The following is a 20,491-nucleotide window of genomic DNA, read 5'->3' on the forward strand; positions in this document are numbered from 1 at the left end:
CGGACGAGGACTTCGTGCTCTTCACGTACCTGGGGAAGCAGGGTGGTGGTGGTGCGTCCATCCTTTGAAACACACCTGATTGCAGGCTGGGGCGGACGGCCGGGCGAGGACGGTGCATGGGGCGCGGTGGCGGGCGTGGGCGCGGATGCGCTGACGCCTGAGCTGGACATGAAGCTGCGGCTGGAGGTGCGGCGGCAGCACGCCGGCTTCCGGCAGGGCGTCTTCGGCCCGGACTACGAGCTGGCGCGCCTCCGGGCGGCGGGCCCTGACGGCGTGCCGCTGGCGGATGCGCCCTTCCCGGACGGATTCTCCGCCTACAGTGAGGCGGAGGTGGGTTGGGACGCAGTCAGCTATGGCGGTCTCCAGAAGCACCTGAGGCTGTCGATGGGCGCCGAGGCCTTCACCTCGGGCCGCTTCGACGTGGACGGGCGCGTCGCGATGCAGCTCTTCCAGCGCGACGTCGAGCTGGCCGTGAAGGGTCGAGGAGCGTCCGCGCGCCTCCGGCTCCACTCCGCTGGCCGTGGCAGGTCCCGAAGTGGGGGAGCGGCTGCATCGTCGCCAGGGGCCGCGTGACGACGCGACGGGGGCGGGCCCTGGCACCAAGGCGGGGGCGGTTGACGGCGGGCAGCAGAGCGCCACACAGGTTCGTCAGGAGATGCTCGCGGCCGTGGAGGACGTGAAGGGCTCCACGGACAACGTCGCCAGCGCGCTCGCCAAGCTGGCGGCCCGTCCACCCACCCCCTTCGGCACCTGGGACTGACCGGAGTCAGAGGCGTCTTCACCGGCAACCTCGCTTATGGCTCCAGCCAACTGTCCTGGCTGCACGGTGCGCTCGGGAGCACCAAGGCACTGGTCGCTACCGCCGAGGCAGTCTCGGACTCGGAGATGGAGCTGGGCATCCTCCGCTGGACGATGCAGAGACCGCCGCGGGGCGGATGTTGACGCGAAGCGAGATCCTGAAAGTCGCCGCGCACCGCATGCGGAGCTATGGCATCCCGATGAACTTCTCCCGTTGGAGAGGGCGATGACCGAGAAGAATACCTGGCGAGACAACTGGAAGGCCCGACTGTATGAACGCGTCCGCGAGCGTGGTTATGACTCGCTCGCCGCCTTCGCGAATGCCCGCCCCACTGCCTCACTGATTGCATTGGCCGAGGAACTCGGCGAGGACGATGTGAACGCGGTGCAGGTGTTCAGCGGGTTGGTGGCGGAGGCAGAGCGAAGCCATCAAGTCACACGCTTGGTGCGCGGGCAGCTCGTGCGCGAACTGTCCGACAATCTCCCTGACGGTTGGCCGGCAGTTCTGGACGACGCAAATCGTTTCGCCGTCGCCATGGCGTTCTCCTCGTGGCTTAGCTTCACCCCAGAAACCCATGAGGAGCGCGCCAGGCGGGTCATGGCAACGCTCCTCGCAACGCCGCCTCCGCCCGGCTGGCGCCCGCAAGGCCCCGAAGACGAGCTGCTCCGCACGCTGCTACCTGACGAAGAAGCCTGACCGGCAACGACGGCCCGCTGCTGACCTGGCGGGCATGGCGGAGGTGGCGCGGCGCTCGAAGGTGCCGGTGTCGTGGACAAGAACAACCTGTGCCGCTGGCTCCGCCGGCTGTGTCAGTGAGCCGCTTCAGCGTCGGCAGCGTGCTCCGCGGGACTCGAGGTGGGCGGGCGCGCGGGTGGGATGACGGGCATATAGCAACTGCCCTCGTACACGTAGCCGTACTCGCCACAGTCCTTCTGCTCCACGCTCAGCTTGATCCAACAGCCTCCGTTGATGGGCACCTGCGGCTTCTTGGGGCAGCGGCCGTTGGCATCCGGCCGCCGCTGCCCCGGAAAGGGTCTGGGTGGCAGGTCCACGGCGATGGTGGACCACGCGAAGGGCGCCCGGCTGAGAGGCACCGGCGCCGTCAGCACCGAGTCTCCGACGGCGACGGTGCCGCCATCCCTGGTCTCCTCCGGCGCTGAAGCCTGCACCGTCTCAGCCTCCTCTCCGGGATGCGTGCCCAGCATCCACCCGGCTCCCAGCGCGAGCGCGCTTCCGAGGCTGGCCGCCGTGAGCCAGGACCACATGGAGCGTCGAGGAGCTCGACGCGGGACGTGCCGGGGAGCGGCCCGGCCCTCCACGGGCCGAGACACCTCCCGGACGAAGAGGGGCACATCCGCTTCCGGCCCCGCCTCGCGCACGGCGTGCTCCAGCGCCTCGGCCATCTCGCGCGCACTTCCGCGTGCCTCGGGGCTCACGGAGAGCATCCGGGACGTCAGGACACTCAACTCCTCGCAGCAGCGGGCGTTGACCGCTCGCACCAACGGGGGCGGGGCTCCCTCGTCGCGGGACGTTGGGTCCACCGGAGCAGGGTACTCGCCCGTCACGAGCCGGAACGCGGTGACGCCCAGCGCGAAGACATCATCCGCCGGCCCGGGGGCGTAGGGCACGATGGGCTCGCGCATGGGCAGCTGCACGGAGCGCCAGGCCTCCGGCGAACGGTAGGGCGGCGTCCCGGGCGGAAACGGTGGCTGCGTCAGCGTGGCGGCGCCAATGAAGTGCCCGGAGCTGAAGTCGGTGAGGAAGACCCGGCCGTCCGCCACTCTGACGAGCGTGTTGTCACCTTTGACGTCCCTGTGAACGCCGCCCGCTGAATGTGTCGCCTCCAGGGCCCGCGCGAGGCTGGCGAGGGCGTGAAGCACCTGCCGCGAGGTGGGCACGTGCTCCAACGCCCAGTCATACAGCGACGCGCCGTCCACCAGCTCCATCGCGAGATACGGATACTGTTGCCAGACGCCATGGTCCACGAGCCGTGGGACATGGGGATGACGGAGGCGGGAGAGCAGCTCCACCTCGCGCGCGAAGCGCTCGTTGCGAGGGTGCAGGGCCAGCTTGAGGGCCACGAAGCCGCGGGGGGCCTCCGCGCCGATGGCCCGGTAGACGGCCCCGTGGGCCCCCAGCCCGCGCCGCTCCAGCACGCGCCACGGCCCCACCCTCGTCCCCGGGGGAAGGCGCGCCGGATTCAGGTGGCCAGGCTGCATGCGTGCCTCGCGAGGAGATGCGCGGTCCATTCCGCTCGCCAGCAGACTTGAAGTGGTCTCAATACGCCCACTCGCCCAGGCCATAGTGCCGCGCGGTGGCCACATTGAGCAGGAACAGGCCCAGCACCGCGGCGAACTGGAGCCAGCGTGGGCGCTTCGCGCAGCCGTCCCCGAGGAAGAAGAGCAGGGGGAAGATTGGCGCCACGAACCGGAAGGTGTTGACGAACTCCCCCTGGAGCAGCTGAACCAGCAGGCAGAGGAGCGCGTAGAGCCCCAGCGCGGGCTGCCGGCGCGCGAGCAACACGGCGCCGATGAGGAAGCCCCACCAGGCGACGTACCAGAGCACATTGTAGGGGTCGGTGCTCTGCCAGGGGTTTCCGAACACGAGCGTCTTCAGCGCCCCACCGGCCGAGGCCACGTGCGCCCAGTTCTCCTGGGCCTTCATGAAGGCGAAGGGAGTGCCCGCGACCACATACTGGAACGTGAGGAAGCCCAGAATCCCGAGCGCGCCGAGGCCTCCCGCGATGAGCAACGCACGGACCCGGCGTGCCGGCGCCGTCTCCACCCAGGCCGCCAGCAGCGCCGACATTCCCACCACGAAGACCCCCTGGTTGCGCGTCAGCGCGCACAGCGCGGCGAAGACGCCGCCCCACACCGGCCGCCGCGTCCCGCTGAAGAAGAACGAGAGGAACGACAGCAGCAGGAACAGCGACTCCGTGTGGTGCGAGTGGAAGACGTAGCTCACGGGCGAGAAGAGGAGGAAGAGCCAGCCCAGGCGGGACTTCGGCGTCAGCCCCTCTGGAGCATCCTCCCGCTGCGAAGCACGAAAACAGAAGAAGAGGAAGCCGGCGAACAACACGGTGGAGAACACCGCGCCCAGCCATTGAACCTCGGTGATGCCCAGGAGCTTCGCGAGGAACCCGACGGTGAGTGGATACGCCGGGTAGAAGGCGAAGAGTCCTCCACTGTAGCCGTCGCGCGCGATGGCCGTGTAGTAGGCCGCGTCCCAGTAGGACAGGATGTGCCCGAGCGACTGATGGCGCCGGAAGGCAATCCACCGCCAGATGGTCAGGTGCATGAACACCATGGCGACGGCACAGAAGGCGACGAAGCGGGCGCTTCCGGGGCGTGTCAGGTCGGTCAAGGAGGGGCGCACGGATGTCGACGTAGCCAGCGGGGGCTCCTGGTGGGAGGCGAGCGGCCCTGATTCCCACCCGGAGCAAACCCCTGTCAACGAGTACCCGACGCCGCGAAAGCTCCCGCCGGTGGGCGAAGCCCCGATGCTGCGCGCGCTCGTGTCACCGGCCGCGCCGGCCGAGGACGCCGTGCCCCGCCACGCCGTGACGGCGCGCTGAGTCACGGCGAAATCACCTGCGCCTCCCGGGAGCGCTCCCATCGGCTTTCCGGGTGGTACGCTGCGCCCATGACCCTGGCCGTCTGCGTCCAATGCGGCGAGTCGAAGGTGGGCGCGTTCACCCCCTGCGCCCGCTGTGGTCTCGACCCCGCCGCCCACGGCACCGACCGGGAGTTGCAGGCGAAGAGCCTGCTCCTCACCGACCGGTTCCATCCGGGGGGAGCGCTGGAAGCCCTCGGCCGGAAGCTCCGCGCCGGCGAGCTGGTGTCCTTCGACGCCGAGCAGCTCGCCCAGCTCGTGGAGGAGCTGAAGACACAGAAGCTGCCCATCGTCTCGAAGACGCCGGCCGGGTGCTCCATCATCGGCTGGGCGCTGATGGGGTTGATGGTCACGCTCGCCGTGGGCCTGCTGTGGATGTGGCGGTCCGGCGGCCCTTGAGTCAGCGGCGGCCCACCGCGGAGGCGGCCACGTCGAGCGCCTTGTCGAGCTGTGGGTCCTTCCCCGCCGCGTAGGGCAGTACGTCCGGCACCTCCACGTCCACCGGCACCCCGGTACCTTCGAGCCGCACGCCCTCCACCTCCACGTCCGAGACGGCGAGGTAGAGCAGGTCGCCGTTGGACAGGCGCAGGGGCGCGCCCGCGAGCACGGCGCCCGCGGTGCGCTGGCCCACCAGCGTGGCCCGTTTGTGCTTCTTGAAGGCGAAGGCGACCATCTCCTTGCCGCTGCGGGAGTTGCCGTTGACGAGCAGCACCACCGGCTTGCGCCACGTGGTGGAGCGGGTGTTGCGCCGGCCCTCGCGGTCGATGCTGGTGAAGAACGGCACCAGCGGGTTGAAGAGGTCGAGGAAGTCGGTGTTGCAGCCGCCCCAGCCGTCGCGGAAGTCGATGACCAGCGCCTCGGCGCTCGCGAAGGTGTCCGTCAGGGTTTCGTGGAGGAGCTCCTGGTGCTCGGGGCCGGCGCACGAGTAGAGGTGCTGGTACGCCACACGACGGCCGCCGTGCTCGATGATGCGGGAGCTGCCGCGCTGGACCTCCAGCCACTCGGCCTTGGGGTTCACCTTGCGCGGGGTGACGGTGAGGGTGAGTGGCGCGGCGCCGCGGGCGCGCTCGACGGCGAGGCGCGTGGGCCTGCCGTCACGGCCGTCGAAGGCGGTTCCGGGGCGGAAGGGCTTTCCCTCGACGGAGACGAGCCTGTCCCCCCGGAGCACCCCGGCCCGAGCGGCGGGGCCGCCCGCGAAGACGTGGCGGACGAAGAAGCCCTCGGGGGTCTCCAGGAGGTCGGCGCCGATGCTGGTGTGCTCGACGCGGGAGAGCTTGAAGAACTGCTGGAAGATGGCGGACAGGGCGGCGTGGCCCACGCTGCCTCGCGGGTAGAAGGCGGTATGTGAGGCGCCCAGCTCCGCGAGGGCGTCGTTGGTGCGCCGGGCGAAGTCCTCCGCGCTGGAGGCGGCGGCGCCGTAGCCCTGGTGCTTCACGGCCCAGGCCTCGGCCTTCTTCGCATCGAGGAAGCGGGTGCGGACGTGGTTCACCACCTCGTTACCGGCCTTCGCGTAGGGGCCCGGGGCGGCGCCATGAACCACGCTGGCGAACAGGAGGCAGGCCAGGGCCCACCCTCGCGAGCCCCCCTGAATCCGCGCCGGCCTTGCCCTCATGTGCTGGTGCCTCATCAGACCTCCGGGATTCGGATGCCGACAGCCACTGGACGGTACAGATGTATCAGCTCGCCAGCGGGATGGCTTTCCTGGGAGGACTCGCTGGAGTGGGGTAGAACCCACGTCACCCACTGTTGCCCCATCGCCGCGGGTGCGTACGGGCATGTCTCCGTGGGCACTCGCCAGTGAACGCGCATGATCCACAAGCTGACCCTGCGGAACTTCAAAGGCATCGAGTCGGCGGAGCTCGCCTTGGAGCGGCTCACGGTCTTCGTAGGCCCTAACGCCTCCGGGAAGACAAGCATCCTGCAGGCCCTGGCCCTGCTCTCTCAAATGGCCAATCCGGACCTGCCCCGTGCCGGGGTCCTCGGTAGCTTCGGTGGATTGTCCGCCGTGCTCAAGCGCGGAACTGAAGGCTCGGAAGCATTCATCCTGGCGGAAGGGAGCTGGAGAGGTGACCCCGGGTACCTGCAAGTCGATTTCAACCCGGAGGACAAGCGCCCTGTCGGAATCGAAGTTACAGGCGAATGGAAGTACGAGCCGTTCGAAGTTGTTGACCCTCCCCCCGTGCCCTTCTCCCTCGGCACGAGATACGCGAAAGCCGACCGCAGCGCGTTGCCGGATGTTCTTCGCGACTGGGAAAACAACATCTTGCTGCGCCTGGAGCCTCGCAAGCTAGCGGAGCCCTCCTATGCTGAATCGGTCGAGCCACGGGTGCATTCAGATGGGTCAGGAGTGGCATCGGTCCTGGCCCAGATGGCGCTGAACCGCCCGGACAACTTCGCGGAGCTTCTCTCCGCCCTGCGAGCCATCATTCCCCAGATGGTGCGCGTCAGACTCTCCCTGGCCGAAGTGACACGCCAGGAGATAGAGACCATCCGTATTGACGAGCAACCCATCACGCGAACCGTGAACCGGACATATTCCGGCCACCGCGTCCTCTTCGATCTGCTCGGCGCCAGTGATGTCCCAAGCGAAGGAGCAAGCGAGGGTACGCTGCTCGTGCTGGGGTTGCTGGCGGTCCTCTTCAGTACTCCCAGGCCGAAGCTCGTCCTTCTCGACGACCTGGACCGCGGCCTGCATCCGAAGGCGCAGAAAGACCTCGTCGCCCAGCTCCGCAAGCTGCTGGAGCGGGACCCCGAGCTGCAGATCATCGCCACCAGCCACTCCCCGTACCTCGTCGACCACCTCGACCCCAAAGAGGTCCGCCTCTCCACGGTGCTCCCCGACGGAACCATCCGCTTCGCCGAGCTGATGCAGCACCCGGACTTCGAGCGCTGGAAGGAGGTCATGCGCCCTGGCGAGTTCTGGAGCACCGTGGGCGAGGGATGGGTGGGCTCGGCACAGGAGAAGCCACAGCAGGAGAAGCCACAAGAATGAACACGGCTTCGCACTCTATCGTCATCGTCTGTGAGGGCCCTGGCGACCACCGAACCGTCCCCGCCATCGCGGACCGGGTGCTCTCCGAATCCGTCGAGTGGATGCTCCCGGAGATGCTCGGAGCATATCGGCAGTGGCGAGGCCTGAAGCACAATCAACCCTTCCTCGCGTGGAAGCAGGTCCACACCCTCGCCAGCGAGGCGGGCATCCGGCTCAACGGCTTCTTCAATGGGGAACCGGGCGCGCCCGACGCGTTCGCCGCACGCCGGGCGCTGGCGCTCCTGAAGGTCGCGGGGGAAGACCCCATCGACGCCGTCATCCTCGTTCGCGACAGTGACAACGACAAAGAGCGCCTGAACGGGCTGAAGCAGGCGCGCGACGAAGTCGGCAATCCGAATCCCCCCATCATCATCGGCGTCGCACACACGAAGCGCGAGTGCTGGGTCCTCGCGGGGTTCACTCCGATGGACAAGGCAGAGCAGGCGCGGCTCGGTGCACTGAAGCAGGAGCTGGGCTTCGACCCTTGCCTCCATGCCGACGAGCTGACGGCCCAGCAGGACGGGGCGAAACGGGACGCGAAGCGCGTCCTCTCCCAACTCACGGGCAACAGCGTCGACCGGGAGTCCACCTGCTGGAAGGAATGTTCGTTCCACCAGCTTGAAGCGCGGGGGCAGAAGACCGGCCTGGCGGCCTTCATCCAGGAGCTTCGTACAAAGCTGGTCCCGCTGTGGACCGGGCGCACGGGCTGAAAGCGCGCCCATCCCCTCTTCAAACTTCTTCATGGAACCGGAGGGTCCGGCCCGTGACTGTCGAGGTTACCAGCCCCCGCCGCCTTCGAGCGGAGTCCCCGGGGGCTGGTTAAGGAAGAGGTCCCGTGCTGGACGCGCCGAACGCCCCCATCCGCCTCGCCCTCGTCGCCGAGGATCCGCTCGCCCGGGGCGCGCTCTCCCGCGCGCTGGGCGACCAGGGAGGCGAGCTGCTCGTGGTGGCCTCCGGCACGCAGGTGGAGCTGGAGTCCACGCAGGGCGAGGTACCGGACGTGGTGCTGTGGGACACGGGCCTGCGCCTGCCCGACGCGGACACGCGCGTGGAAGCCCCCGACCTGGGCGCTCCGGTGCTCGCGCTGGTGGCGGACGAGGCCGCGGGCGAGGTGGCGCTGACGGCGGGGGCGCGCGGGCTGCTCTTCCGGGACGTGGGCCCGGGCCCCCTGGCCGCCGCGCTGCTGGCCGTGGCGCGGGGACTCACCGTGTTCGACCCGGCGCTCACGGAGGTCCGCGCCGCGCCTCGGGGCACCCCGTCCGCGGTGACTGGCACGGCCGGACCGGACTCACTGACACCGCGCGAGCGTGAGGTGCTGGCCCTGCTGGCCGAGGGCCTGTCGAACAAGGCCATCGCGGACCGGCTCTCCATCAGCGAGCACACGGCCAAGTTCCACGTCAACGCGGTGCTCGCCAAGCTGGGCGTCCAGCGCCGCACCGAGGCCGTCGTCCGCGCGGCGCGGATGGGCCTGGTCACGCTCTGAGCAACGACGAGCCGCGATGAACCTCAGGTCTTCGCCGCCCGCTTCTGTGTGACGAACTCCTCGACGAAGTCGAGGAACTTCAGGACCGCGCGCTCATGGTCCCCTCCACAGTCCTGGAGGAACTTGACGTGCCAGCCCTCACCGGGGAACTCGCCCTTCACGTCCCGGAGCCATGTCTCGAACTCCTGCCACTCCGGGTCGGAACCGCCGTTGAATACGTTGTGTGCGAGCCACCCGTGAATGAAGGAGACCAGCGAGTCCACCCGGTCGCCTCCCGCCACGTACCAAAGCCCGCGCCCCTTCAATAGCTGCTGCCGAGACCACCTGAGCACGTCGAGCAGCGACACGCTCCGCCCACGCAGCTCCTCGGGAAGTGGCTCTTCCTTCACGACCTTCTTCATAGGCTGTCCACCACCTCCACCAGGATCTTCATGCCGGGATAGGGAACCAGCCGCCGGAGATATTCCTCTTCGGGAAGGCCCGCGAGTCCCGTGTAAGCATCGATGATTCTTCCCTGCAGCCTCACCGCGACGTGAAGCCCATTCGTCGCAACCTGATGACTCTTCACCAGGACCCCATTCACGATTTCATCAAATCCCAGGATCTTCCGATGCTCACCGACGAGTGTCACCCGGTAGAACTCAGAACGCTGACCGAGCCTGGACAGGCCCTCATGGATGGCCTTCGCGACTTCGACGCATTGCCCCGCCTGCCGCTTCCCAGCATCGAAAGCGCGCTGGAAACGGGACAGCCACTCCGGAACATTCTCCAACCCTTTGAGCGCCATCCACTGGGTGACGACGCAGTTCAGATCTCCGGAGAGAAGGCAGGCCTTGAGCCTCGCCCGAACAGAATCATCTCCAGGAGCGGGCGGAGACTTGAGGACCGTCGCATTCAGCGTGGCGGTCGGCGCAGACCAGGCGACGAGAGATTCCTCGTGCTGTTCGAAGCCAACAGCCGGGTGTGCTTGCCCGCCTGCCTCGGCGGGCACCAAGGCCCAAGCCAGCCACACCGCGACCATGACGTGCCATCGGCGCATGCACTCCCCCCGCTTCGGCTCTGGCCCAGTGTAGCCGACCGTCGGTGCGGCAAGGGCCCCCATGAGGGACCGGACGCACGCCCCGCCCTGTCCCCTCCTCTACGCCCGGGTGCTACGCTCCCCCGCGCATGGCCAATCAGGACTGGGTGACGCGCCTGCTGTCCGGGCGCGCTTCGGCGGACAAGGGGCTCAACGTCCACCTCTCGGAGCGCGACGGTGGCAGCCTCCACGACAAGATGCGGCAGGCGTACTGGTGGATCACCAACAACGCCGTCATCTGCCCCTACTACGACCTCGAGTTCGGACAGTCCGCCTCCCTCAAGACGCCCGCCGGTGACGAGGTCCACCTCCCCGAGGACACCAGCTACAGCTCCTTCGTCCTCATCCCCCTGCTCACCCTCTTCACCTGCCGCCGCGCCCTGCTCGTCGGCGGGCCCGGGCGCGGCAAGACGACCTCCGCCATCCTCATGGCCCTCCTCTCCGGCATGGCCCGGGACGAGGTCCACCGAGGCATCCAGCGCGGCCACCCCCAGCTCTCCATCGCCGACCTGCTCGGCGCGCCCCTGCCCTCCGACATGCTCAAGGCGGAGGACCTCTCCGCCGTCAAGGTGAGCTGGCGCAAGTGGATTGGCCAGCGCGTCAAAATCATCGACGAGTACAACCGCATCCCCACCAAGACGCAGTCCGCCCTCCTCTCCCTCATGGCCGAGGGCTACGCGGAGATGATGGACCAGTACGTCTACGCGGGCCGCTCGTCCTGGTTCCTCACCGCCAATGACGACCAGGGCGGCGGCACCTTCCAGGTCATCGAGGCCCTCAAGGACCGCATCGACGTCGTCGTGCGCGCCGTGCCCTTCAACTCGGGCTTCATGGACCAGCTCCTCCAGCGCCTGGAGGCGGACAAGTCCCCCGAGGAGCTGCTCCCGAAGGAAATCGTCTTCACCCCCGGCGAGCTGGAGCGCGCCTATGCCTCCATCCTGGAGGTGGAGGTGCCGAAGGAGGTGCTGGAGCGCATCGCCTTCTTCCTCGGGCAGCTCGACTTCTGCCGCATGGCCTCGCCGCGCTTCGAATTCAAGCACAAGGACACGCTGAAGCTCGCCGCGCAGTCGGTGGCCGCCGTGTGCAACGAGCAGTGCCCGCTCGACAAGAAGGTGCACCTGTGCACGCAGACGGAGAACGGCGTCAGCGTGCGCGCCTACCAGACCATCCTCCACTTCGCGAAGGCGCTGGCCTTCTTCCGCGGGCACTCCGCCGTGGAGCTGGAGGACTTCCGGCAGATTGCCCCCTGGGTGCTGCACGAGAAGCTGGTGCCCAACACGCGCAGCGCCTTCTTCGAGGCGAAGGGCCACCGCGTGCTCCTCCAGGACCGCGTGGCGTGGATTCGCAACATGTTCGACATGGCCATGGCCCGCTTCGACACGCACCAGCCCATCCGCCGCAAGGTGAGCGCCCTGCGCAACGAGCTGGACAAGGGCCTGGCCGGCGTGGACCTGCGCACCACCGAGAAGCGCCTCGCCGCCGTCACGGTGCTGATGAACGACCTCCTCACGAAGCAGGAGCTGTCCGGCCCCGTCTACGAGGACCTCATCCACCTCAAGTCCATGTACAGCCGCTACCGCAACTACGCGACGTGGCTGAAAGAGAACCCGGGCGGGCGGCCATGAGCGGCTTCGTGGAGGAGCTGGAGGCGAACGCCCGGGGCCGCTTCGTGCGGTGGGACTCGGCCCTGTGGCGCGAGCTGCTCGACGGCCCCGTCGCGAAGCTGGGACAGGCGCTGGCCGCGTCGGGCGCCAACCCCGCGCGCGGCGAGGAGCTGCTGCGCACCTACCTGCGCCTGGGCGCCGAGGCCATCGGCCTGGGCTACCTCTACCCCGCGAGCGCCGGCCGTCGGAACTTCTTCACCCTCGCGTGGTCGGACCTGCTGCCCCGGATGCTCGCGGAGGTGCGAGAGGACGAGCGCGCCGGAGTGCTCGCCCAGCTGTGGAACCTGGGTGAGAACCTGGAGTCCGCGCCGCCCTGGGTGCAGCGCATCTTCTGCCGCGTGGGCGAGGGCCTCGCGTCGCTCTCCGGCATCGAGTCGCGGCTGCGTGAGACGGCCGCCCTGGCCATGGAGCCGCCGAAGGAGAAGCTGGGCAACAAGACGCAGCCCTTCCTGGTGCACATGGGGGCCGAGGACAGCCGCTTCCTGCCCGGGGCCATGCACTTCCTGGCCCCCACCGTGCTGTGCATCCACGACCGGCACCGCACGGCCGTGGGCGGGCGCGAGGCGGCCACGCAGGGCCTCTGGCTGGCGGACACGCCCATGCCCCTGGGCGCCATGGGCTGCCGCGAGACGCCGGAAGTCACCCAGGAGATGACGCCGTCCCTCACCTGGCTGACGTGGAACGACCCGCGCGTGGATGACTGGTACGCCACGACCGTCAACGACTGGCGCGCCGCAGGCACGCTGCACACCTCGCAGTTCGTGGTGGTGCTCGCCCCGGCATGAGCCCGCCGCGCTTCACTCCCGGGCACGTCGACGCGTGCTGGCGCGACGCGCTGGCGCTGTGGGACGTGCGCGTCCAGCTCAGCCCGCCCGAGCCCCACGTGCCCTTCGCTCCGGGCGAGGAGCACGCCAGCGAGCCGCTCGCGTACATCGACCTGGCGAAGCGGCAGGTCTTCGTCCACTTCGAGCTGCTCGACTCCATGGGCGCGGCCGGCAGCCTCACCGCCGTGCTGGCACACGAGATTGGCCACCATGCGCGCTTCCCGCACACGCTGGGCTGGGACGCGGAGCTGCGGGTGCAGGAGCAACGGCTCATCCCCGGGCTGAAGCAGTCCCTCACCAACCTCTTCTATGACCTGCAGGTGAACGAGGTGGTGGGCCGCACGCACGCGGCGGAGCTGGCGGAGGTGTACCGCGGCTTCCAGCGCGTCCGGCCCGGAGAGACGTCGCCGCTGTTCTTCTTCTACCTCGCCATCTACGAGGAGCTGTGGGGCCTGGCCGCGGGGGCGCTGGCGCCCGCCACGCAGGAAGCGCCGATGGAGGAGCGCTTCCCCGGCATCCGCGCCGAGGCGCGCATGTTCGCGCAGACCTTCTACGCGCTCCCAACACCGCGCCTCCAGTTCCTCTACTTCTGCGCCACCTTCATCCGCTTCATCGACAAGCCCGAGGACACCACGTACTGCCTGCCATTGGGCGGCGACGTGTCGCTGCCGGACGTGGACGACCTGGACTCGGCCATCCACGGCTCGGGGCACTGGGACGACGCGCTCGCGGAGGCGGAGGAGCGCGGCTGGCTGAGCGGCGCTTCCGGCGAGGGCAAGCGTGACGCGCTGGACACCCTCCACCGCGTCACGCACCACCTGCCCGGCAGCGGGAGCGGAAAGCTCCGGCGGGCCCTGGTGAGCCGGCACTACCGCCGGCTGGTGGACCAGCACATCCTGAGGCTGCCCTCCGCGCCGTCGAAGCCGGAGCCCTACCTGCGCACCACCCCCGAGGCGTGGGAGTACGGAGACGACCCGTCCGCCATCGACTGGACCTTGACGGTGCTCTCCCAGGGCCACCTGGCGGCGGTGGCGCCGCTGCGCCGGGAGCTGGAGGCGGACCTGCCTCCGCCCTCGGAGCTGGGCGTGCCGTCCGTCGAAATCTACCTGGACACCAGCGGCTCCATGCCCAACCCCGAGGCCCAGCTCAACTCGATGACGCTGGCGGCCCAGGTGCTGTCCGCCTCCGCGATTCGCAAGAAGGCGACGGTGAAGGGCGTCATCTACTCGCACCGCGACCCCGTGGTGTCGCCGTGGATGTACGACGAGGAGACGGCACGCGACTTCCTGCTGCACTACATCGGCGGAGGGACGCAGTACCCCTTCGACCTGCTGGAGTCGCTGTCGCGCGAGCGGCCGGACGCGATGCGGGTCATCATCTCCGACAGCGACTTCCTGGCGAACGTGTCCGAGGGTGACGCCATGGACCTGCTGGTGGAGGCGGCGCGGCGCTCCCGCGCGCTGGTGGCCTTCCTGGCCCTGCCGGACGAGCACATGGCGCGCAAGGTGCTCAAGCCCGTGCTCGGGGAGCGGCGCTTCCGTCTCGTGGTGGTGAAGTGGCTGTCGGACTTCGGTCCCGCCGCCGCCGCCCTGTCCCAGGCCTTGCTGGAGAACTGATGCGCTTCGACATTCCCACCCTTCGCAAGCAGCTCGCGGCGGCCCCCATCGTCTCGCCGTTCTCGCACGAGCTGGCCGTGGCCATCATCTGCGACACGTTCCGGCTGGCGAACGTGCGCCCGCCCTCGCGGCAGGACTGGGCCTCCCTGGAGAAGCGCGCCAACCACCCGCTCTGGAAGGAGCAGGTGGTCATGCTCGCCCACCTGCTGGCGGGCTCCTCGCTTCGGGATGACTCGGCGAAGGCGCTGCGGAAGAACGCCGATGCCACCACCGTCCTCCAGCACTTCTTCGATGAAGTCGCCCCGCTGTCGGCGGAGATGGTGCGCTCCAACGCCTTCCGGCAGGAGGAGTTCCTGCGCAAGTGGGTGCGCGCGCTGGACGGCGAGGTGCTGAACGAGTCCGCGAAGGAGTCCGCGAAGCGCCTGGAGCAGCTCGACTACCGCAAGGCGCAGCAGGAGATGAAGCGGGCGGAGGAGGCGCGCAGGAAGGAAGCCCAGCGCCGTGAGGAGCTGTTGCGCGAGGCGCAGCAGCGCGAGGCGGAAGCGCGAGGGTGGCGCGAGTGACGGAGGCCTTCCCCGCGAACCTGCGGGTCGCCCCCCGCGCCCACATCCGCCGGGACACGTCCACCCAGCGCCCCCACCTCCCGTGGGCCGAGTCCATCGCCCGGGGCCTCGCGCACCTCGCCTCGCTCACGGACGAGGCCGAGGCCCGCGCGCTGCTCGACGCCCGCCTGAAGGCGCTGCGCGGCGCGCTGCTCGCCTCGCCCTACTACGTCCGCCAGTTCCAGGAAGCGGGGCTGCACCCGGGAGACCTCCAGCGGCTCGAGGATTTGGGCCACTTCCCGCTGCTGGAGCGCGCGACGCTGGCGCGGCACTGGGACGCGGTGCCCACGCTGCCGGCCGAGCATGACGAGTGCGTGGTGGTGAAGAGCTCCGGCTCCACGGGCGACCCGGTGCGCGTGGTGCGCGACAGGCGGGACTGCCTGCACATGTGGGCGGTGCTCCGGTTCCTCGTGTCGCGCGCGGGCGCCGTGCTGCCGCCACGCCCCCGGGTGGTGCTGCTGGACGCGCTGCCGGGCGGGCTGGAGTACTCCGTGCGGCTGCCCATCTTCCATGACGGCGCGCTGCACCGCGTCTCCGTGCTGCGTGGAGACGCGCGCGAGCGCCTGTGCCGCGTACGCCCCTCGGTCCTCTTCTCCGACCCGGAGGGCCTGCGCTGGCTGGTGGAGCAGCGCGAGGCTCCCACGCCCCGGCTGGTGCTCACCTCCGCGCAGCACCTTCCGTCGGAGCTGCGCGCGGCGCTGGCGGCCAAGGTGCCCGCGCCCGTCCTCAACTACTACGCGACGACGGAGACGGGCCCGCTCGCGTGGGAGTGCCTGCGCGACGAGGCCCGGGGCCGCTTCCACGTCTTCGCTCCGGACGTGTGGCTGGAGCCGGGGCTGGACGAGGTGGTGGTGACGCGGCTGCGCCCCAGCGTGCTGCCGCTGTTGCGCTACCGCCCGGGGGACGCGGGCACGGTGCGGCGGGACGCGTGCGCGTGTGGCTTCCACGGCTGGACGCTGGAGGGCTTCGGCGGGCGCGGCGCGTGCCACTTCCTCACGCCCTCGGGCCGCACGGTGGACGCGTGGGCGCTGGCCTGGGTGTTCAAGCACCACGCGCTGCGCGCCTTCCGGCTGACGCAGGTGGAGCGCTCGCGCTTCGAGCTGGAGGTGGCCGGCGCGGCGGAGGCCGACGTGGGCCCGCTGTGCGAGCGCCTCGCCGCCGCGCTCCGCAACCTGGGGTGGACCGAGCCTCGGCTGGACGTGCGCTCCGTGGAGCCCTCGGCGCTCGCCACCCGTGCGAAGCCCCAGCCCTTCCGCTCCCTTCCCTTCGCGCGCTGACGGGCCTCCCTCCGTCCAATCCTGTCCTTCGACGGGGAGCTGGCGCACCACTTCCCGCGGTCAGTCCGGCCGCATCCGTGGAACGGAATCTCCATTCCGGGACTCTGCCAGGTCCTCGCCGCTCAAGGCTCCCTCCTCCCCTCCATGTCGCGCCCCGGGCAGCCATGTCTGGAATGGAGGCTCCGTTCCGAGCAGGCCCGCCAGCTCCTCGCCGGTCGCGGACGGCAGTCGCGCCGCCTGACCGCCGGACAAGCACAAAAGTCGCGCCGCCCGCGTGGGCTTCAGCCCCATCCGCGGACTCCGCGCGGGAGCTGCGCGTGGGGCTGCCAATCACCGCTGGCGCCCAGGCAGTAGCGGCAGGTGGCCAGCGGCGTGTCCTTCTCCAGGTAGCCGAGCATCCGCTCCAGCAGGTCCGGCGCGTCCAGCGGCACGCCGTCCACGTCGGCCAGCGCGGGCATCTCCGGGTACGTGGGCCCGAGCACCGTGGCCACGTGGGGCGGACGGGTGCACGTGTAGAAGCGGCCAGCATGGACGAGGTGGCAGCGGACCTTGAGCCAGCAGCGCTCATGGATGGAGCGCACGGCGGAGTCCGAGGTGTGCGGCGCGTCCGGCGTGAGCTGCTGGAAGGCGTCGATGGACTTCACCGTGAGGTGGACGCCGTGCTGCTCGCAGCGCTCGGTGATGCGGGTAATGGAGCGCTCCGGCAGCGGCGCGGAGGAGTAGACGGACAGCGTCATCCTGTCGAGCCGCTCGTACACGGCGTCGGGAGCGCTCTGCGCGAGGAAGCCGTTGGTGGTGACGGAGACCTGCTCGGAGATGCCGGAGGCGCGCACCGCGTCCAGCACGGCGGGGAGGTCCGGATGGAGGAAGGGCTCACCGCCCGTGAGCTTGAAGACGCTGGGGCGGAGGACGCGGGCCAGCTTGCGCAGGTCCTCGCCGAGCGCGGCCGGGCTGACGGCCCAGGTGGGCAGGTGGGGAGACAGCGGGCAGCACTGCACGCAGCGCAGGTTGCAGTGCGTGGTGACGTGCGCCTCCAGGGACCAGGTGAGGATTCGGCCGTCGTGAAGCTCGTAGCGCACGCGCGGGACTATAGCGGGGTTGCCCGGGCCCCCCGCGCTTGTCACAGTCACCGCGTGTTTCACGCCCCTGGCGGCCCGCTCGCCACCCTGCCCCACTACCAGCCACGAGACGCACCTCCCGTGGAGTCCGTGTGGAGGCTCGCGCCGGAAGGGCTGGACGCGTGGGCCGTCGCCGCGTTCCTGCGGCACGCGCTGCCGCCGGGGGAGAGCCTGTTCCGGAACGTGGGGCGGGCGCTGGTGACGCCGCCTCGCGTCCGGCGTCAGGAGGTGCCGGTCGAGTCACCCGTCGAGGAGGAGCGGCTCACGGAGCAGCTCCTGTCCGCCCTCTCCGTCACGGTGGCCGGACACATCGCCTCGGGAGCACTCGACGTGAGCCTGAGTGGCGGCGTGGACAGCGCGACCCTCTGTGCCCAGGCCGCGCGACATGCACCGGGACGGGTCCGCGCCTGGACGATGGATGTCCACTTCGCCGATGCGGCGGAGCGGCGGAACGCGAGGACGGTGGCTCGGGCCGCGGGAGTGGAGCTGGTGGACGTGCCCGTCCCCGACGCCGTGCTGCCGGACCTCTTCGAGCCCGCCGTCCTCAGCAATGAAACCCCGCTCATCAACGCCCGCGCCGTGGCGAGCTTCGCCTTCTACGCGGAGGCCCGGAAACGAGGGGCCTCGGTGCTGCTGAGCGGCGCGGGCGCGGACGAGGTGCTCATGGGCAATCCGGAGGCGCTCACCGGCGCGAAGGCCCGAGTGGAAGAGGACCGGCGCCTCGCCCGCGAGGTGCTGCGTCCCTCCGCTGTGGACAACTTGGGGACGACTTCCACCGTGGAGATGCCCTGGGCGCTGGAATCGAGCGAAGCGTCCGAGGAGGTCCGCTACGCCGCCTGGGTCCTGCGCGAGCTGGTTCTTCCCCCGGAGCTGAGAGGCGCGCGGGCCCATGGCCTCACCGTGCGCACGCCCTACCTGGACGCGGGCTTCGCGGACGTCGCACTGGCACTGCCCGAGTCCACGCTCGTGCGTGACGGCGCCGGCAAGTGGCTCTTCCGGCATGCCGTGCGCTCGCTCGTCCCCGACGAGGTCCGCCTCTCGCGCAAGACGCCGCGCTACGCGCACACCGCCCTCTCCAGCCCCGTCCGGGCCCGCTGGCTGGAGCTGTACCACGCCTGGCTCACACCTTCTCGGCTGGAGCCCCTGCGAGTCATCGACCCCGCCGCGGCGCTCGTGTTGCTGGAGCGCTACACGCGTCTATCCCCCGACGCTCCCGAGGCCAGTGGACTGGATCGGCTGTTGATGCGGCTCGTCTCCCTCGCCATGCTTCAGGCGCACTGCCGCTCCCACACCCCATGTCCCGAATCCTGATTGCCACCTCGCCCGAGAAGGGCCACCTCAACCCCATGACGGGCGTCGCACAGTGGCTGCGCCGCATGGGACACACCGTGGGCTGGCTGTGCATCCCCGAGCCCGCGCCCCAGCTCGCCCGGCTCGGCGTGGAGGTGCTCCATCTCCCCCAGCCCGAGGCCCCCGCCCCCACCATCGAGACGAGCGGCGAGGCCCTGGCGCGCCTCGTCCTCGACGAGGTGGCCCTGGGGAAGTGGATTCGCGGCCTGCTGCTCGACGCGGTGCCCGCGCTGCTCGGCCCGGTGCGCGAGGGGGTACAGCGCTTCCGCCCGGACGTCATGGCGCTGGACGGGATGCAGTACGCCGCCGTGCTGGCGGCCCATGAGGCGCGCATCCCCTGGGCGGGGGTGTCCTCCGCCCTCTCGCTGCTGGAGCCGATGGACGACTACGGCCTGCGCCGCAACGTGCGCGCGCTGGCCGCGGACCGCCAGGCGCTGTTCGCCCGGCACGGCTTCGACGCGCGCTTCCGCAACTGCGAGTGCCTCTCGCCGCATCTCAACATCATCTTCGCCACCGAGGCCTTCCTGGGCCCCGACGCCGGAATCCCTCCCGCCACGCGCCTCGTGGGGCCCTCGACACCGCCCGAGGCGCGCGGAGACGAGGTGGACTTCCCATGGGAGCGCCTGGGCACGAAGCCCGTGGTGTACGTGTCCTTCGGCAGCCAGATTTCATGGCAGCCCGAGCTGTTCCGCACCATCGCCGAGGCCGCCGCCCCGCTCGGCGTCACGGTGGTGCTCAGCGCGGGCGAGCTGGCCGGCACCGGCTTCGCGCGCTCGCTGCCCGGGGACGTGGTCGCCGTGCCGTACGTGCCGCAGCGGCAGCTCCTGGCGCGCGCCTCCGCGTTCGTCTCGCATGGCGGTGCCAACTCGGTGATGGAGGCGATGACGGCGGGCGTGCCCATGCTGCTGCTGCCCGTCTGCAACGACCAGCCCATCCAGGCGCACTTCCTCACGAAGTCCGGCGCCGGGCTCGCGCTGGAGCCTCGCACCCTCACCGTGGACGCGTGCCGAGCCGCGCTCCGCCAGCTCCTGGAGCCCGGCACGCCGCTGCGCGAGCGGGTGGCCTCCATCTCCGCCTCCTACCGCGCCCGCGACGGCGCGAAGGAAGCCGCGGGGCTCATCGCCGGGCTCGCGGCATGAGCATGGGCGCGCACGGCTGGACGCTCCGGCGCCACGTCCCTCCGGGAATCACGCCCCTGGAGGTGTGGAACCTCCCGGTGCTGGGGCACGAGCTGTGGGAGCTGCTAGGCACGTCCCGCGTGGAGGAGGCCCGTCGAGCGGGAGTCCCCGAGTCGATGCTCGCCTTCCACCTGCTCCCCGTGCTCGCGGGCGCGCTGGCGGAGCTGGTGCCCCGGCACGACGTGGACGCGGTGTGGCTCTGTGGCGGACTGGCGTGTCTGGAGGGCTTCGAGGCCCTGGTGGAAGAGGCCTCGGCCGCGCTCGCGTGTCCCGTGTACGTGGCGGAGGACCCGCGCTTCGCGCCCGTGCGCGCGGGCCTGCGGCTGCTGGACGCCCCTGATGCGACACAGCCGCGCGTCCAGGAGCCATCGCGGCCCGTCCACCCCGTGGCGCTCGACGTGGGCCAGACGAGCATCAAGTGCGCGAGCCCCCAGGCCCTGCGCGTCTTCGAGCGGGACACGGCCGCGCTCCCGCTGCTCTTCATCGGCATGCCGCGTCCGGAGGACGGGCATCACATTCCGGCGGCGGTGCGCTTCATCGCCGGAGCGCTGCGGGCCTTCGCCGGTCAGGAGGCTCCGGACGCGCTGTGCCTCGCGCTGCCTTGTCCGCTGGACGAGGCACTCAGGCCTGGAGGCTGCACCTACGGATGGGAGGGGCACACGCCGCTGGTGGCGGACCTCCTCCGTGAGGCGGCGCTACCGGCCCCGGCTCGAGGTGGCACGGTGCTGGTGCTCAACGACGCGGAGCTGGCCGCGGAAGCCGCGCGCGGCGATGCGCGGCTCGCGGACAGCCGGCGCGTGCTGTGCCTGACGCTCGGCTTTGGCCCGGGCGGCGCCTTGCTCGCGCGCGACTGAGAGGA

19 protein-coding genes and 1 pseudogene are annotated in these 20,491 nt (G+C 70.2%); 14 read left to right on the forward strand and 6 right to left on the reverse strand.

Going from position 1 to position 20,491, the window contains the following annotated elements:
- Window positions 1–45 precede the first annotated feature (45 nt).
- Both K8638_RS25035 and K8638_RS25040 read left to right on the forward strand, forming a co-directional pair.
- Window positions 46–486: pseudogene (locus tag K8638_RS25035) on the forward strand (hypothetical protein); the annotation flags it as partial.
- A 538-nt stretch (window positions 487–1,024) separates the two neighbouring features.
- Window positions 1,025–1,495, forward strand: a complete 471-nt coding sequence (locus K8638_RS25040) for an NUDIX hydrolase (protein WP_223757131.1) — start codon at window positions 1,025–1,027, stop codon at window positions 1,493–1,495.
- A 113-nt stretch (window positions 1,496–1,608) separates the two neighbouring features.
- Here the strand turns inward: K8638_RS25040 and K8638_RS25045 are convergent, their stop codons facing one another.
- Together K8638_RS25045 and K8638_RS25050 are read right to left on the reverse strand one after the other, a co-directional pair.
- On the reverse strand, window positions 1,609–3,018 hold the full coding sequence (locus K8638_RS25045; protein ID WP_223757132.1) for a serine/threonine-protein kinase: 1,410 nt from the start codon (window positions 3,016–3,018) through the stop codon (window positions 1,609–1,611).
- Between the two features lie 58 nt (window positions 3,019–3,076).
- The gene (locus K8638_RS25050) at window positions 3,077–4,174 is read right to left on the reverse strand and encodes a hypothetical protein (RefSeq protein ID WP_223757133.1); all 1,098 of its coding nucleotides are present in this window, start codon (window positions 4,172–4,174) and stop codon (window positions 3,077–3,079) included.
- Window positions 4,175–4,441: 267 nt separating this feature from the next.
- On the opposite strand from K8638_RS25050, the gene K8638_RS25055 reads away from it, so the two are divergent.
- Window positions 4,442–4,810, forward strand: a complete 369-nt coding sequence (locus K8638_RS25055) for a hypothetical protein (RefSeq protein WP_223757134.1) — start codon at window positions 4,442–4,444, stop codon at window positions 4,808–4,810.
- 1 nt (window position 4,811) lies between these two features.
- Here K8638_RS25055 and K8638_RS25060 read toward each other — a convergent pair whose 3' ends face one another.
- Window positions 4,812–6,023, reverse strand: a complete 1,212-nt coding sequence (locus K8638_RS25060) for a S41 family peptidase (RefSeq protein ID WP_223757135.1) — start codon at window positions 6,021–6,023, stop codon at window positions 4,812–4,814.
- A 195-nt stretch (window positions 6,024–6,218) separates the two neighbouring features.
- On the opposite strand from K8638_RS25060, the gene K8638_RS25065 reads away from it, so the two are divergent.
- The 3 genes from K8638_RS25065 to K8638_RS25075 all read left to right on the forward strand — a co-directional run bounded on the left by K8638_RS25065 (window position 6,219) and on the right by K8638_RS25075 (window position 8,925).
- The gene (locus tag K8638_RS25065) at window positions 6,219–7,403 is read left to right on the forward strand and encodes an AAA family ATPase (RefSeq protein WP_223757136.1); all 1,185 of its coding nucleotides are present in this window, start codon (window positions 6,219–6,221) and stop codon (window positions 7,401–7,403) included.
- Complete coding sequence (locus tag K8638_RS25070; protein ID WP_223757137.1) at window positions 7,400–8,152, forward strand: hypothetical protein; 753 nt, start codon at window positions 7,400–7,402, stop codon at window positions 8,150–8,152. Before K8638_RS25065 ends, K8638_RS25070 begins: the two co-directional genes overlap by 4 nt.
- Window positions 8,153–8,277: 125 nt before the next feature.
- Window positions 8,278–8,925, forward strand: coding sequence for a response regulator transcription factor (locus tag K8638_RS25075; RefSeq protein ID WP_223757138.1), 648 nt, complete (start codon window positions 8,278–8,280; stop codon window positions 8,923–8,925).
- Between the two features lie 23 nt (window positions 8,926–8,948).
- On the opposite strand, the gene K8638_RS25080 is transcribed toward K8638_RS25075, so the two are convergent.
- Window positions 8,949–9,326 carry a hypothetical protein gene (locus K8638_RS25080; protein ID WP_223757139.1) on the reverse strand — a complete coding sequence of 126 codons (378 nt, stop codon included), beginning with the start codon at window positions 9,324–9,326 and terminating at the stop codon, window positions 8,949–8,951.
- Complete coding sequence (locus tag K8638_RS25085) at window positions 9,323–9,964, reverse strand: hypothetical protein (RefSeq protein WP_223757140.1); 642 nt, start codon at window positions 9,962–9,964, stop codon at window positions 9,323–9,325. Before K8638_RS25085 ends, K8638_RS25080 begins: the two co-directional genes overlap by 4 nt.
- 128 nt (window positions 9,965–10,092) lie before the next feature.
- On the opposite strand from K8638_RS25085, the gene K8638_RS25090 reads away from it, so the two are divergent.
- Genes K8638_RS25090 through K8638_RS25110 form a run of 5 tightly spaced genes read left to right on the forward strand, consistent with a single transcriptional unit; the run spans window position 10,093 to window position 15,986 of the window.
- Window positions 10,093–11,628, forward strand: a complete 1,536-nt coding sequence (locus tag K8638_RS25090; protein WP_223757141.1) for an AAA family ATPase — start codon at window positions 10,093–10,095, stop codon at window positions 11,626–11,628.
- Window positions 11,625–12,452 carry a hypothetical protein gene (locus tag K8638_RS25095; RefSeq protein WP_223757142.1) on the forward strand — a complete coding sequence of 276 codons (828 nt, stop codon included), beginning with the start codon at window positions 11,625–11,627 and terminating at the stop codon, window positions 12,450–12,452. The genes K8638_RS25090 and K8638_RS25095 overlap by 4 nt, the downstream gene beginning before the upstream one ends.
- Window positions 12,449–14,107, forward strand: a complete 1,659-nt coding sequence (locus K8638_RS25100) for a M48 family metalloprotease (RefSeq protein ID WP_223757143.1) — start codon at window positions 12,449–12,451, stop codon at window positions 14,105–14,107. Before K8638_RS25095 ends, K8638_RS25100 begins: the two co-directional genes overlap by 4 nt.
- Window positions 14,107–14,670 carry a hypothetical protein gene (locus K8638_RS25105; RefSeq protein ID WP_223757144.1) on the forward strand — a complete coding sequence of 188 codons (564 nt, stop codon included), beginning with the start codon at window positions 14,107–14,109 and terminating at the stop codon, window positions 14,668–14,670. Before K8638_RS25100 ends, K8638_RS25105 begins: the two co-directional genes overlap by 1 nt.
- On the forward strand, window positions 14,658–15,986 hold the full coding sequence (locus K8638_RS25110; protein ID WP_223757145.1) for an AMP-binding protein: 1,329 nt from the start codon (window positions 14,658–14,660) through the stop codon (window positions 15,984–15,986). Before K8638_RS25105 ends, K8638_RS25110 begins: the two co-directional genes overlap by 13 nt.
- A 281-nt stretch (window positions 15,987–16,267) precedes the next feature.
- On the opposite strand, the gene K8638_RS25115 is transcribed toward K8638_RS25110, so the two are convergent.
- Entirely contained in the window at window positions 16,268–17,065 is a 798-nt protein-coding gene (locus K8638_RS25115) for a radical SAM protein (protein WP_223757146.1), read from the reverse strand.
- Between the two features lie 54 nt (window positions 17,066–17,119).
- Between K8638_RS25115 and K8638_RS25120 the strand changes: the two genes are divergently transcribed.
- Genes K8638_RS25120 through K8638_RS25130 form a run of 3 tightly spaced genes read left to right on the forward strand, consistent with a single transcriptional unit; the run spans window position 17,120 to window position 20,486 of the window.
- Window positions 17,120–18,415 carry an asparagine synthase C-terminal domain-containing protein gene (locus tag K8638_RS25120; RefSeq protein ID WP_223757147.1) on the forward strand — a complete coding sequence of 432 codons (1,296 nt, stop codon included), beginning with the start codon at window positions 17,120–17,122 and terminating at the stop codon, window positions 18,413–18,415.
- Complete coding sequence (locus K8638_RS25125; protein ID WP_223757148.1) at window positions 18,400–19,593, forward strand: glycosyltransferase; 1,194 nt, start codon at window positions 18,400–18,402, stop codon at window positions 19,591–19,593. The genes K8638_RS25120 and K8638_RS25125 overlap by 16 nt, the downstream gene beginning before the upstream one ends.
- Window positions 19,590–20,486, forward strand: a complete 897-nt coding sequence (locus K8638_RS25130; protein WP_223757149.1) for an ROK family protein — start codon at window positions 19,590–19,592, stop codon at window positions 20,484–20,486. Before K8638_RS25125 ends, K8638_RS25130 begins: the two co-directional genes overlap by 4 nt.
- The last annotated feature ends 5 nt before the right edge of the window (window positions 20,487–20,491 follow it).

This window comes from Myxococcus sp. RHSTA-1-4, assembly GCF_020037125.1.
Classification (GTDB): domain Bacteria; phylum Myxococcota; class Myxococcia; order Myxococcales; family Myxococcaceae; genus Myxococcus.

What these genes read in the sequence shown, in the direction of transcription:
- K8638_RS25065 (WP_223757136.1), top strand. Translation starts at nt 6,219, where the DNA reads ATGATCCACAAGCTGACCCTGCGGAACTTCAAAGGCATCGAGTCGGCG.
- K8638_RS25055 (WP_223757134.1), top strand. Translation starts at nt 4,442, where the DNA reads ATGACCCTGGCCGTCTGCGTCCAATGCGGCGAGTCGAAGGTGGGCGCG.
- K8638_RS25105 (WP_223757144.1), top strand. Translation starts at nt 14,107, where the DNA reads ATGCGCTTCGACATTCCCACCCTTCGCAAGCAGCTCGCGGCGGCCCCC.
- K8638_RS25085 (WP_223757140.1), bottom strand. Translation starts at nt 9,964, where the DNA reads ATGCGCCGATGGCACGTCATGGTCGCGGTGTGGCTGGCTTGGGCCTTG.
- K8638_RS25040 (WP_223757131.1), top strand. Translation starts at nt 1,025, where the DNA reads ATGACCGAGAAGAATACCTGGCGAGACAACTGGAAGGCCCGACTGTAT.
- K8638_RS25100 (WP_223757143.1), top strand. Translation starts at nt 12,449, where the DNA reads ATGAGCCCGCCGCGCTTCACTCCCGGGCACGTCGACGCGTGCTGGCGC.
- K8638_RS25060 (WP_223757135.1), bottom strand. Translation starts at nt 6,023, where the DNA reads ATGAGGGCAAGGCCGGCGCGGATTCAGGGGGGCTCGCGAGGGTGGGCC.
- K8638_RS25130 (WP_223757149.1), top strand. Translation starts at nt 19,590, where the DNA reads ATGAGCATGGGCGCGCACGGCTGGACGCTCCGGCGCCACGTCCCTCCG.
- K8638_RS25095 (WP_223757142.1), top strand. Translation starts at nt 11,625, where the DNA reads ATGAGCGGCTTCGTGGAGGAGCTGGAGGCGAACGCCCGGGGCCGCTTC.
- K8638_RS25080 (WP_223757139.1), bottom strand. Translation starts at nt 9,326, where the DNA reads ATGAAGAAGGTCGTGAAGGAAGAGCCACTTCCCGAGGAGCTGCGTGGG.
- K8638_RS25045 (WP_223757132.1), bottom strand. Translation starts at nt 3,018, where the DNA reads ATGCAGCCTGGCCACCTGAATCCGGCGCGCCTTCCCCCGGGGACGAGG.
- K8638_RS25070 (WP_223757137.1), top strand. Translation starts at nt 7,400, where the DNA reads ATGAACACGGCTTCGCACTCTATCGTCATCGTCTGTGAGGGCCCTGGC.
- K8638_RS25125 (WP_223757148.1), top strand. Translation starts at nt 18,400, where the DNA reads ATGTCCCGAATCCTGATTGCCACCTCGCCCGAGAAGGGCCACCTCAAC.
- K8638_RS25090 (WP_223757141.1), top strand. Translation starts at nt 10,093, where the DNA reads ATGGCCAATCAGGACTGGGTGACGCGCCTGCTGTCCGGGCGCGCTTCG.